At 36.1% G+C, this 12,419-nt stretch carries 11 protein-coding genes; 3 read left to right on the top strand and 8 right to left on the bottom strand.

Going from position 1 to position 12,419, the window contains the following annotated elements; translation table 11 throughout:
- Positions 1 to 13: 13 nt before the first annotated feature.
- The 7 genes from rbsD to parE all read right to left on the bottom strand — a co-directional run bounded on the left by rbsD (position 14) and on the right by parE (position 9,254).
- Positions 14 to 406 (bottom strand): D-ribose pyranase, encoded by a 393-nt coding sequence (gene rbsD, locus U8526_RS00830; protein ID WP_334340068.1) that lies wholly within the window; start codon positions 404 to 406, stop codon positions 14 to 16.
- Positions 403 to 1,434, bottom strand: coding sequence for a LacI family DNA-binding transcriptional regulator (locus U8526_RS00825; RefSeq protein ID WP_334340067.1), 1,032 nt, complete (start codon positions 1,432 to 1,434; stop codon positions 403 to 405). Before U8526_RS00825 ends, rbsD begins: the two co-directional genes overlap by 4 nt.
- Before the next feature lie 148 nt (positions 1,435 to 1,582).
- Positions 1,583 to 2,458, bottom strand: coding sequence for a ribose/proton symporter RbsU (gene rbsU / locus U8526_RS00820; protein WP_334340066.1), 876 nt, complete (start codon positions 2,456 to 2,458; stop codon positions 1,583 to 1,585).
- 330 nt (positions 2,459 to 2,788) lie between these two features.
- Positions 2,789 to 3,724 (bottom strand): manganese-dependent inorganic pyrophosphatase, encoded by a 936-nt coding sequence (locus U8526_RS00815; RefSeq protein WP_334340065.1) that lies wholly within the window; start codon positions 3,722 to 3,724, stop codon positions 2,789 to 2,791.
- A gap of 23 nt (positions 3,725 to 3,747) precedes the next feature.
- Positions 3,748 to 4,707 (bottom strand): LysR family transcriptional regulator, encoded by a 960-nt coding sequence (locus U8526_RS00810; protein WP_334340064.1) that lies wholly within the window; start codon positions 4,705 to 4,707, stop codon positions 3,748 to 3,750.
- Positions 4,708 to 4,795: 88 nt separating this feature from the next.
- The gene (gene parC / locus U8526_RS00805) at positions 4,796 to 7,240 is read right to left on the bottom strand and encodes a DNA topoisomerase IV subunit A (RefSeq protein WP_334340063.1); all 2,445 of its coding nucleotides are present in this window, start codon (positions 7,238 to 7,240) and stop codon (positions 4,796 to 4,798) included.
- A gap of 10 nt (positions 7,241 to 7,250) precedes the next feature.
- Positions 7,251 to 9,254, bottom strand: coding sequence for a DNA topoisomerase IV subunit B (gene parE / locus U8526_RS00800; protein ID WP_334340062.1), 2,004 nt, complete (start codon positions 9,252 to 9,254; stop codon positions 7,251 to 7,253).
- A 210-nt stretch (positions 9,255 to 9,464) separates the two neighbouring features.
- On the opposite strand from parE, the gene plsY reads away from it, so the two are divergent.
- The 3 genes from plsY (at position 9,465) to U8526_RS00785 (ending at position 11,475) form a co-directional block, all read left to right on the top strand.
- On the top strand, positions 9,465 to 10,085 hold the full coding sequence (gene plsY, locus U8526_RS00795) for a glycerol-3-phosphate 1-O-acyltransferase PlsY (protein WP_334340061.1): 621 nt from the start codon (positions 9,465 to 9,467) through the stop codon (positions 10,083 to 10,085).
- A gap of 131 nt (positions 10,086 to 10,216) precedes the next feature.
- Positions 10,217 to 10,924, top strand: coding sequence for a DUF3862 domain-containing protein (locus U8526_RS00790; protein WP_334340060.1), 708 nt, complete (start codon positions 10,217 to 10,219; stop codon positions 10,922 to 10,924).
- 86 nt (positions 10,925 to 11,010) lie between these two features.
- Positions 11,011 to 11,475: a hypothetical protein gene (locus U8526_RS00785; RefSeq protein WP_334340059.1), complete on the top strand. Its 465-nt coding sequence runs from the start codon at positions 11,011 to 11,013 to the stop codon at positions 11,473 to 11,475.
- A gap of 55 nt (positions 11,476 to 11,530) precedes the next feature.
- On the opposite strand, the gene U8526_RS00780 is transcribed toward U8526_RS00785, so the two are convergent.
- Positions 11,531 to 12,412: an aldose 1-epimerase family protein gene (locus U8526_RS00780; protein ID WP_334340058.1), complete on the bottom strand. Its 882-nt coding sequence runs from the start codon at positions 12,410 to 12,412 to the stop codon at positions 11,531 to 11,533.
- Between the last annotated feature and the right edge of the window lie 7 nt (positions 12,413 to 12,419).

Genomic DNA, 12,419 nt, shown 5'->3' with positions numbered 1-12,419 from the left:
AAATCACCTCCGGTTAAAATGTGACCCCGCTCTCCAATATGATGTTTGAAAATGGACTAGCTTCACCTGTACGAATAAAGGCTTTATCGTTGCTTAGTCGCTTTTTCATCTCGTCATGTGGAATAAATTCGATTGGTACGTCAATCAATTTCTTGATATTGGCTAATTGCTCAGGATTCTGAGTCTTTATTTCTTCAGCCAAATATACTTTTTGAATTTGCAACTCGGATAGAACATTCTTTAGAACGTCGATAAAACTTGGTAAACCCTTTTGGACTGCCAAATCAATCTTCTTAGTTCCATTTGGTACTGGCATTCCAGCATCTCCAATTGATAGAGTATCGAAATGGCCCATATCAGCTATTACTGCTGAAATTTGAGTATTTAAAACTACACCTTTTTTCATAGGTTCGTCCCCCTTTTAAATTCTCTTGTTGAATCGCCAATTTTTAGCTTGGTGTTCAAAATGATAGTTTTTTTGTCACTACTGGGATTTTTAATTCGATTGATCAATAATCCAACCAATTGCTCACCAATTTCACTTATCGGTTGAGCCATAGTGGTCAAACTCGGCGTCAGATACTTATTCAGATTGATATCATCGAATCCAACCACTGAGTAATCCTCAGGAATTCTTTTGCCTAATAAATTCAACCCTTTATAAACTCCCATAGCTACATCATCATTGATAGCTATAATCGCTGTTGCGTTGGTTTGAACTATCTTTTTAGCTGCCTCAACACCACCCTCTGGTCCAAAGGTTGCTTGAAAAATCAACTCCTTTTCAATCTTTAAATTGTGCTTGGTAAAAGCTTCTTCGTAGCCGGTAAAACGTTTTACTAGATTCATTGTTAACGTCTTAGGTATTACAAACGCAACATGTTTGTGGCCCAAAGATAAGATATGTTCTGCAATTGCTTCTCCTGATCTTTCTTCATTGATCAAAACTCGGTCGTCATCAATGTTCAAATCAGCCTGGTCAGTCAAAACCATAGGGATGTTATTATGCAGCGATAATTTATCGACAATTTCTTTCGAAGCGCCTGGAGCTGCCAAAATCAAACCTTTCTGCGTTCCCGAGGCAAATTGTTCAATAAAATAATCAATATTCTCCTTGAAACCATTAACACTAAAAATTTGAGGGAAATATCCTTTAGGTATGGCCGCTTGCTCGATGCTCAAACCCAGACTAGCAAAGAACGGATTCATAATATCTGGAATCACCACACCAATAGAGTTGGTCCTTTGTCCAACCAACCCTCTAGCATAATAATCTGGGTAATAATCTAACTCTGCTTGAGCCTTATGGACTTTCTCTCTTGTTTCTTCACTGAAGCGCCCACCTTTACCGTTCAAAATTAAAGAAACTGTTGTAACTGAAATACCAGCCTTACTGGCGACATCTCTGATTGTCGTCTTATAATTTCTTTTCAAAGTGAACCACCTCTCAAACAAGTAAACCGTTTTACCAAGCTTACGGTCACATCATATCTTGTTATGTAAGCGCTGTCAACGATAATTTTGTATACGTTTTGTAAAAAAAAGTCCCAATCCTTATGGACTAAGACTTTTGTTAATTATTCTATATAAAAGCTGTAATAATTCCTGCTGCAACGACTAGGATCAAACCAGAAACGACCATGATCATTTCTTTATGCGTCTTGCCTTCATGCAAGATGTAAATACCACCAAGTGTTCCGATAATTACATTCATTTGTGAAAGTGTAAATCCAGTAGCTAATCCGTTGACATCTTTACGAGATGAAATCAAGTATGTCAAAGCTGCAAAGGCAAAAAAGATACCACTGATAATATTTAGATAAGTACTCTTAGACTTATATGGTTTAGCCTCACGATTGCTCTTCGTAATAAAGGCGAAAACAGTTGATGCGACCGCCATACCTAATGCTTGTGGTAAGAAGGCTTGGAAACTGTCAACAGATACTGCCTGTGGAAATGCTGAATAACCGACATATCCGATCGTAGCAACCAAGACTAATGAAATACCTTTGACTACACTAGACTCACTCTCAGAAACTTTTTTCTCACTATATGTTGTCAAATAAACTCCAATGATGATTAAAACAATTGAAAAGAATCCAATCATTTTAGCAGTTGCTGTGGGCCATTCACCTAAAACAATAACCCCCCAAAGTGATGTACCAATCAACTGAAAACCAGTTGAAACTGGCATTGTTTTAGAAACACCCATTTCAGCGAATGCATAAAACACTAAACTCTGTGCAATCGACCAACAAGCACCAGATAAAAATGTAAACAGGAAGTTCTTTCCCGTTAATAGTGGTGTCTGCATGGCAACGGCAACAACAATCGCTGATAGCAAAGTACCATACGTAGCACCAATAATTTGATTGACTGGTTTCCCTCCGAACTTTCCAGTCAAGATTGGGAAGACACCCCAACCGATCATTGGCAATAGACCAATTAAAATATTCATTAAAAAAGACTCCCTTTAACTCTAAAATAAAAAAGTAAATTTTCAGCAATGTTGTCATTATATCAGACTTAAGAATGCGTTTTCAAGAAAAATATCTATTTTCATTAATTTTATTATCTTTATTTTGATTTCAATAAGTAAAGTAAGACTTTGATAATAGTATTTATTGTCAATGATTCAAGCTTCTTCATAAAAATAATTGTGAAAACGTATATTTGAGTTTCTGATAGTTTGCTTTTCTCTAATATAGCGTTTTCTCAAAATCCTAGCCACAAAAAAAATAAGAAACCCTAAAAGGATTTCTTATCTTTTGAAATATATAATATTGAATTAAAATTTAGCGTCCAATGGAGGAACAACTTGTTTCTTACGTGATACAACGCCAGGTAAACTAGCCTTGTTATCGGAAACCTTAGTATTAAGTGCTTCTTCAAAGGTCTTAACGGCACTGTCATCACCGATGATGATACCAGTTGTATCGCTTGTCAAAATATTTGTGATCAATAGGACAAACAAATTGTAGCCTTTGTCAGCACTTTCGGATTTAATATCCTTAACGAAATCAGCTTCACGCTTAAGAGTATCGTCAATGTCAACAGTGTTAACTTGAGCAATACGTACGCTGTTACCGTTCATATCGAAGCTCTTAGCATCCATATCGATAAGTTCTTGTGTTGTCTTACTGTCAAGATTTGTACCAGCTTTCAACATTTCAAGACCATATGATTCATAGTCGATACCGGCTGTTGCAGCTAAGCTCTTCAAAGCAGCTCTATCTTCATCAGTTGTTGTAGGTGATTTCAACAATAAAGTATCGGAAATGATTGATGAAGCCATCAAAGCAGCAATCTTAGCTGGAACTTTAACTTCATTTTCGTTATACATCTTCCAAATGATTGTACTTACACAACCAACTGGTTCTGCACGATAGTATAGAGGCAATTTTGTTTCAAAGTTAGCAATTCTGTGATGATCAACAACGTGTGTAATTTGAACATCATCGATGTCTGGAACACTTTGTTGTTTTTCATTATGATCAACTAGCATGACCTTTTTAACTTCGCCATTGATAGCTGAAATAATACGTGGGTACTTAGCATCAAAATGGTTATAAACAAATTTTGTTTCCAAGTTAGGTTCACCTAAAGCAACGGCCTCAGTATCGAATCCTAGTTGGTTTTGTAAATATGAATAAGCAACAGCAGCTGAAACTGCATCTGTATCAGGATTTCTGTGTCCAAAAACTAATTCTTTTTCTTTTGGCATGAATGTGCGCCCCTTTTTAATATTTATCTTGAAGATTTAAGACGATCAACATAACTCATCTTATCTAGAAAATTATCCCATTCATTGAGGAAATCTTCAATTCTAGGAATCTTTTCTTTATCTTCTCGATATACAAATGATAAATCACTTGTGATAGCTGGTTCAAGTGGTGTTTGATAAAGTTTAAACATTGATTGATGTGCTATACAAAAACTCAATGGCAAAACTGTATAAACGTCAGATGATTCCTGTGTAAATTTCAATAATTGATATGGTGATGAGAATCGAGCAATGACCTTTGGGAAGTCCACTAAAGCATCCCGATATCGTTCACTGATCAGTTCGGAGAAGTAATAAGTCTTTAAGTACGTAGCCCAAGGTTTAGCTGTTGCGTCCTTAAAACTAACACTCTTTTTCTTATTAATCTTTTCATCATCATGAATCAACATAATATTATCACTCATAATTTTCTTTGAACGATAAATCTTCCAACTCTTGATACTTTTGTCTGGTAAATACATAATAGCCAGATCAATTTTATTATTCTGAATATTATCCCAGAGTTCTTTACGAGTTAATAAATTCAAATCAATGATCACATTAGGATTGATTCGATTATATTCAACGATAAAATCCTCTACCACCACTGATTCAGCCGTCGATAAGAGACCAATACTGATTGTACCAGATCTCTCTGAGGATTCTTGCTGAATTTGATCAGTCACGTTATTGATCAAGTCAAACATCTGATGAGTCGACTTCAATAACAAAGTACCAGCGTCAGTCAAATAAATCTTCTTACCAATACTATAAAACAGTGGTGCACCAACAACTCTTTCAATCTTTTTTATCTGTTGCGTCAATGCAGGTTGAGTGATACCTAATAATTGCGCAGTCTTTGTATAACTCATATTTTTAGTTAATTCATCAAAATAATTTAATGCTTTAGACCTAAAAACACGTCTTGATTTCTCATCTAACAATAAGAAGATCCTCCTAGTTTGTGGAAGTAAAAATTAATGTAATTAATAAGATAATAATACTATATAAACTAAAAATCTGTCATTTATATTATTCTTTTTCTAACACTTTTTTCACAAATCTAATTGGATTACCATCGGTCTCTGGATCCATGATAAAGGAACCATTTGAGTAACGGTCAGCATTTTGATGCATTGATGGGTCAATTTCGATTTCTTTATTTGAATCGGTAATAATCGATAGTTGCATATCATTATTGATATTGGTTACTAAACAAATACGATGTGGTTGACGTTTTAGTTCTCTTAATGTCAAGACACCACGACGAGCACGACTTGTTACAGGTATTTCTGATAACTTCATTTGCTTATATGAACCACGTTGTGTCAAGACGGCAATCTTATCATTATCATCACTAGCCAAGAAGTACCCAGCTAATTGATCATCATCTTTCAAACTGACAAATTTAACACCCATGGCCTTACCACTGACAACCGGAACTTCTTCAATTGGGAAAGCTGAAGCATATGAGTGTTTAGTAAAGACATAAACTAATTGTTTTGAATCATTTGGTACATAATAAACATCCATTACCGAAGAGGCACTGACTTTTAACTTACAGTACTTCGAAGCACGTGATTTATATGTTCTTCCTGGCAATAGATCACTAAAGGCAACCTGCTTAATGTAATTCTCATCCGTTCCAATCAAGAAGTTACCCGTCTCTTTTAGATCCTTGAAGACAAATGCTTTCAGAATTGATTCATCGGTATCCAAACCGACTTCTTGGGAAAGATGTGAGCCTGTATCTTTCCAACGACTATCCTCAATTTCAAAGATTTGACGGTAAATCAGATTTCCTTTATCGGTGAAGATAAAGACATGATCTAAAGTATTGACGTTTTCATCAACGATTGGATAGTCCTCATTCTTTAAGCCATTATCAGATGGGTCTGAGGCTTGATAAGAACGCAAACTACTACGTTTAACGTAACCATCATGACTAACCAACAAGCGGACATCTTCACTGGCAACCATAACTTTAGTATCAACTTCAATTTCAGCCACTTTAGCCTCAATCTTAGTACGACGTTTGTCAGCGTACGTATCACGGACTTGAGTCAATTCTTTTTTGATCAATGTCATCAAAGTCTTATGATTATTGATAATTTCATTTAGACTATCAATTTGTTGATGCAACTCGGCGTCTTCTTTTTCCAGTTCAGTGACATCGGTATTAGTTAAACGATATAACTGCAAGGAAACGATAGCTTCAGCTTGTTCATCACTAAATTTATAACTCTTAACCAAATTATTTTTAGCATCGGACTTGTTCTTACTTGAACGAATAGTCTTAATAACTTTGTCTAAGATTGATAAAGCCTTAATTAAACCTTCAACAATGTGCAGACGTTTCTTAGCCTTATTTAAATCATATTTACTACGGCGTAAGACGACGTCTTCTTGATGTTTAATATATTCCTTCAGGATTTGAATCAAACCGACTTGCTGAGGACGCATGTCAGCAATGGCAACCATGTTAAAGTTGTATGAAACTTGTAAATCAGTATTCTTGAATAAATAATTTAGGATACCGTTAGCGTCAACATCCCGTTTTAATTCAACAACGATCGATAGTCCTTGACGGTCACTCTCATCACGTACTTCAGCAATTCCTTCAACTTTTTTAAGAACACGAATTTCATCCATCTTCTTAACTAGTTGGGCTTTATTAACTTCGTAAGGAATCTCTGTGATGACGATTTGAGATTTATGACCACGAATTTCTTGAATTGATGTCTTAGAACGAATGTAGACACGTCCACGACCATTTGTATAAGCTTCCTTGATCCCTTGCTTACCTTGCAAAATACCGCCGGTAGGGAAATCTGGTCCCTTAACGATCTTCATGAGTTCGTCCAAAGTAATATCAGGATTATCAATCATTTTAATCGTTGCATCAATGACTTCACCTAAATTGTGAGGTGGAATCTCAGTCGCATAACCTGCTGAAATACCAGTAGCACCATTAACTAATAGATTAGGGAAACGGGCTGGCAAGACTTTAGGTTCTTTTTCAGTATCATCGAAATTCCATTCTTCATCGACGGTATCTTTATTGATATCACGTAACATTTCACTAGAAATTTTACTCAAACGTGCTTCAGTATAACGCATGGCAGCAGGTGGATCACCATCCATTGATCCATTATTACCGTGCATTTCAATTAACGGATTACGTAGTTTCCAATCTTGAGACAAACGCACCATCGCCTCATAAATTGAAGAGTCACCATGGGGATGGAAATTACCCATAACGTTACCAACGCCCTTAGCTGACTTACGGAAACCTTTATCGTAAGTATTACCATCTAAAAACATTGAGTAGAGGATTCTTCGTTGAACTGGCTTTAAACCGTCACGAATATCTGGTAACGCTCTTTCTTGAATAATTGATTTTGAATATCTCGCAAATCGATCTCCCATGATTTTTTCGAGCGAGATATCTTGAATTTTAGGAGAATTTTCAGTCACTATGTATCACCTATTCCTTATTCAATAAATCGTCAACGAGTTTACTATCAATTGGATCAGTATCGTCATCGACTTTTTCCAAGATATTGTCGCCTTCTTCGGTACCATTGAAACGAACATTATCTTCGATCCAATCACGTCTAGGCTTAACTTTATCACCCATCAAAGTTGTTACACGACGTTCAGCCAAAGCCGCATCGTCGATATTAACTCTGATTAGAATACGATTCTCTGGGTCCATTGTTGTCTTCCAAAGTTGGTCAGCATTCATTTCACCTAAACCTTTGAATCGTTGCAACTCATAACCTTTACCCATTTTATCAATGGATTTTTGCAACTCATCTGGTGTCCAAGCATATTCAATTTTTGTCTTGGCACCCTTACCCTTTTGGAGCTTGTAAAGCGGTGACAAAGCAATATAAACATGTCCTGCTTCAACTAATGGACGCATATAGCGATAGAAGAATGTTAACAATAGAATTTGAATATGAGAACCATCATCATCGGCATCGGTCATAATGATAATCTTGTCGTAATTACGATCTTCTAACTTGAAATCGGCACCGACACCAGCACCAATCGTGTAGATCATCGTATTGATCTCTTCATTCTTGTAGATATCTTCTAACTTGGCTTTTTGAGTATTTAAAACTTTACCACGTAATGGCAAGATAGCCTGGAACTTACGATCTCGACCTTGTTTAGCAGAACCACCGGCAGAATCACCCTCGACAAGGAATAATTCATTCTTATCAGGATTCTTCGATTGAGCTGGCGTCAACTTACCAGAAAGTAAGCCATCAGTCTTCTTATTCTTCTTACCACTTCGAGTACTCTCACGAGCTTTACGAGCGGCATCACGAGCTTCACGGGCTTTCAAAGCCTTCTTGACCAACATTTGAGCCTGCTCACCATTCTCTAGCAAATAAAAACTCATTTGTTCATAAACTAATTGGTCGACAGCTGATCGAGCTTGTGGTGTACCCAATTTACCCTTAGTCTGTCCTTCGAATTGAAGGATCTCTTCGGGAATTCGAACTGAAATGATGGCTGAGAGTCCCTCACGAACGTCACTACCTTCCAGATTTTTACTATTTTCTTTTAACAATCCTACTTTGCGAGCATAATCATTAAAAGCTTTAGTTAAACCTGATTTCATTCCGGCTTCATGAGTCCCACCATCAGCGGTACGAACATTATTAACGAATGAAATAATGTTCTCTGAATAGCCATCATTGTATTGACCGGAGAATTCAATCTCGATATCTGAATTAGTACCTTCAACATAGAAGATTCCACCTAAAGCATCCTTGCCTTCGTTCAAATATTTTACGAATGATTGAATACCGTCTTCGTAATGAAAAATATCTTTTTTCTCTTCTTCACCACGTTTGTCGGTCAAAGTGAACTTAACACCTTTTAGCAAAAAGGCTGACTCTCGTAATCTTTCAGCTAACGTATCATAATTAAATTTAGTTGTCTGAAAAATAGTAGCATCAGGCTTAAAACTAATTGTTGTTCCACTATCTTCCTTGGTAGAACCAGTCTTCTTCAAAGTTCCAACTGGATGGCCACCATTTTCAAATCGTTCTTCATACACTTTATGGTCACGAACAACTCGAACAGTCATCCATTCTGATAAAGCATTCACAACTGAAGAACCAACACCGTGAAGTCCACCAGAAGTCTTATAACTATTTTCTGAGAACTTACCTCCGGCATGCAATACAGTCAAAATTACTTCAATAGTTGGTTTACCACTAGCATGCATCCCTGTAGGCATTCCACGTCCATGGTCAACAACAGTAATACTGCTATCCTTATTGATAGTAACGTTGATTTCTTTACCAAATCCTGATAGAGCTTCATCGACTGCATTATCGACAATTTCATATACCAAGTGATGTAATCCACGTGAGTCAGTGGAACCAATGTACATACCTGGTCTTTTTCGTACAGCTTCTAATCCTTCAAGGATTTGAATTGACGAATCATCATAAGATGATTTTGGCATTTATATCATTCCTTTTCATTTACTACGTAGTGCAATATTTCAATATTATAACACTATTACCTTAACACGAATATATGTTCGTACATAAGAAATCTTTTAATTTCTAGCAAAATAGTGGATAATGTCTAGGTTGGTATTTATAATTCTCTAATAAAAGCACCATAGAGTTACAATATACCAAAAAAATAAAGCTAAGAGAGTGATTTTTTGATGAAACTTCTCATTTGTGCAATATTAGCCTATCTAATCGGCTCATTTCCGACCGCCTATATCGTTGGAAAAGTTTTCTTTCATAAAAATATTTTTGATTACGGTAGTGGAAATGTAGGTACTACTAATGCTTATCGTGTCTTTGGCAAATTTGCTGGTACCGTTGTTTTAGTTATCGATATCCTAAAGGGAACCCTGGGTGCATTAATGCCAGTCTTCTTCGGCCTTGACCGTCACTGGATTTTGTTTATCGGTATTTTTGCTGTTATCGGCCACTGTTTTTCAATCTTTCTTAAGTTCCGTGGTGGAAAAGCTGTCGCAACCAGTGCTGGTATTCTTCTAGCATATAATCCACTACTATTTGCTATCTGCTTTGCTTTTCTCGCTATAATCGTTTATACGACTAGCATGGTCAGCGTTGCTAGTTTGACTACGATCTTATTCTTTACAATTGCCACATTGTTCCTACATGATTGGATTTTAACCACTGTCGCTGCTATTATTACTGTCATTATTTACGTACGCCATATTCCTAACATTAAGCGACTTCTTAAGGGCAAAGAAAATCTTGTACCAGTTGGACTGAGATATAAAAAGCAACAACGCGAAAATCAAAAATAATTACTACTTCAAGCGACCATACAAAATGGCCGCTTTTTTATTCTTTTATTTTCCTTAAATTCAACGTCAAAACCCCTAGTTACTGATAAAATATGTTTAAAGCAGTTTAATCATTTAGGGGGAATATGGCAATGGATAAAAAATATCCCAGCAGATCTGAGTACCGTCGTTCACATGGTCTTAAAAAGTCCTTTTATCAAAAATGGTGGTTCTGGATCATAATTGTTATTTTGATTGTTGGTGGGGGTGCCGGCGGTTATTACCTGTACTCTTCTCAAAGTTCTTCAAATACTTCAAAAGTTGAAAAGAAAACAGCTAGTTCTAAGTCCAAACCAAAAAAGAAGAAAAAATCAATCACTACTTCAGAGATTACTTTAAAGAATTATAATGGTATCTATATTAGCGATAAAGATGGTCTATCTCTAGATATTTTAACGAAATATTTCGGCAAGTCAGCATCAAGTACTGTCAGCAAAGTAAATGATAAACAAACCAATATGGAAACATGGACTAAAATTGCTAACGGCACTAAGAATTCTAAATTAGTCGTGCAATTTTACAATGACCACGCTATTGAAAAAACTATCTCTGATCTTAAAGTAACTAGAAGTTCTAAAATTGCTTTAACTGATTACGTCAAAGTTGACAATGATCAATCAACCGATCAGGTCATGCAAATACTTGGCAATCCCAACTACTATTCCGAAACAAACCTTGATGGCACTACCACAACCATTTACAAGTACACATCGGGGCTAAATGGCGAAGATGGCGCTAACTGTACGATCAACTTCACTAATGGCAAGGTTAGTGGCAAGAGTCAATCTGGATTGAAATAATACTACAATTCCAAGCATTTTATATCGTCATTACTATGTTTTACAATATCCTTATAAAAAGTGATAAATAGGGGGATGTTCAGATTATGAAAGTTACAAAATTAGTCGTTGGAATACTGATGATTATTTTATCTCTATTCATATTTTTCGAAAGTATGGCAGCAGGATTTGTCAATACTATTGAAAACAAAGGAAATACTAGTGGTTCTGCCGGAGTTATAATGGCAATTGGTTTTCTTGCCGCGGGCATTGTTTATATTGCTACTAGAAAATTAACCAGTCTTGGTGGCGATATAGCCAACGCTATCGTTCTAGGATTATTCGGAATTATAGGTCTGGCTAATTCTGACAAAGTATACCAAGATTTACTAGTTTGGATCATTTTAGGTTTTATTATTGGATTTGGATTTCTAATCTGGCATATCGTCGCTAAAAAAACTAATCATAAACAACAAAGGAATAATAACAATCCTCAAAATAATAATTATTACAATTCCGGAAACAATGACACACCTACCAGAGCTCAATATCGACAAAATCATCGTAAATGACAAAAAAGTCTATTATCAGTAAATTATCTGATAATAGACTTTTTTCATCTTTAAACTATTTAACCGAGACACTGAAGTAAGCTTCAAATTGTTCTTTAGGAGCTAAACGGTTGATACCGTATTTAGTCTTAAATTGGCTGTCGCTGTCGTTTTTATCGGCAATCCCCCACCAGGGTTCGATACACATAAAGTTGCCTTCTGCGGGATATGAGGACCACATACCGAAGAACTTAGCGTTACCTGTATCTAAGATTACTTGACGTTCACTCTTATCACTAGAAATCGTTACTTGGGTAGGTTCATTCAAGCGATAAACGATAGCATCATTGACAAAGGCTTCGTGACTCAATGGAAAATCTTGATTGTCAACTTTTTTCTCATCATTGAGATCGACATTTCCAGTTTCCCCGTTGATTGGAATCAATGTTCTAGTTTCTTTAGGGTCAACTTTGACAGTAAAATCTTCGTAATTTAGGCCCTTTTCAAAAGGTACTGAGAATCCGGGATGTGCTCCAATTGAGAAGTACATATCCTCTGATTCCTCTAAACTGTCAACTAGGTAAGAAATTTGAACTGTTCCTTTAACTAGTTGATAAACGATTCTTAACTTAAAGTGATATGGATATTTCTCCAAACTGGCTTCACTTGTTGTTAAACTCAAGACCAACTTAGAATCTGATTGAGAGTCGAGTGTAAACTCTTGATCTCTAGCAAATCCATGTTGTGTCATGTGATATTCCTTATCATCAATGTAATAATGATTATCCTTTAAACGACCCACGATTGGGAACAGCACTGGTGCATGTCTTCCCCAAACATTAGGATTAGCTTGCCAAATGAATTCTACCCCTTCGGTATTCTTGACACTGATTATTTCAGCACCTAGAGACTCTACTTTAACGGTTAAAAAATCATTTTTTAATTGATAGACTGTCATAATTGCC

The organism is Companilactobacillus sp. HBUAS56275 (assembly GCF_036913655.1).
Classification (GTDB): Bacteria; Bacillota; Bacilli; order Lactobacillales; family Lactobacillaceae; genus Companilactobacillus; species Companilactobacillus pullicola.
This window is presented reverse-complemented; position numbering and strand designations above follow the sequence as displayed.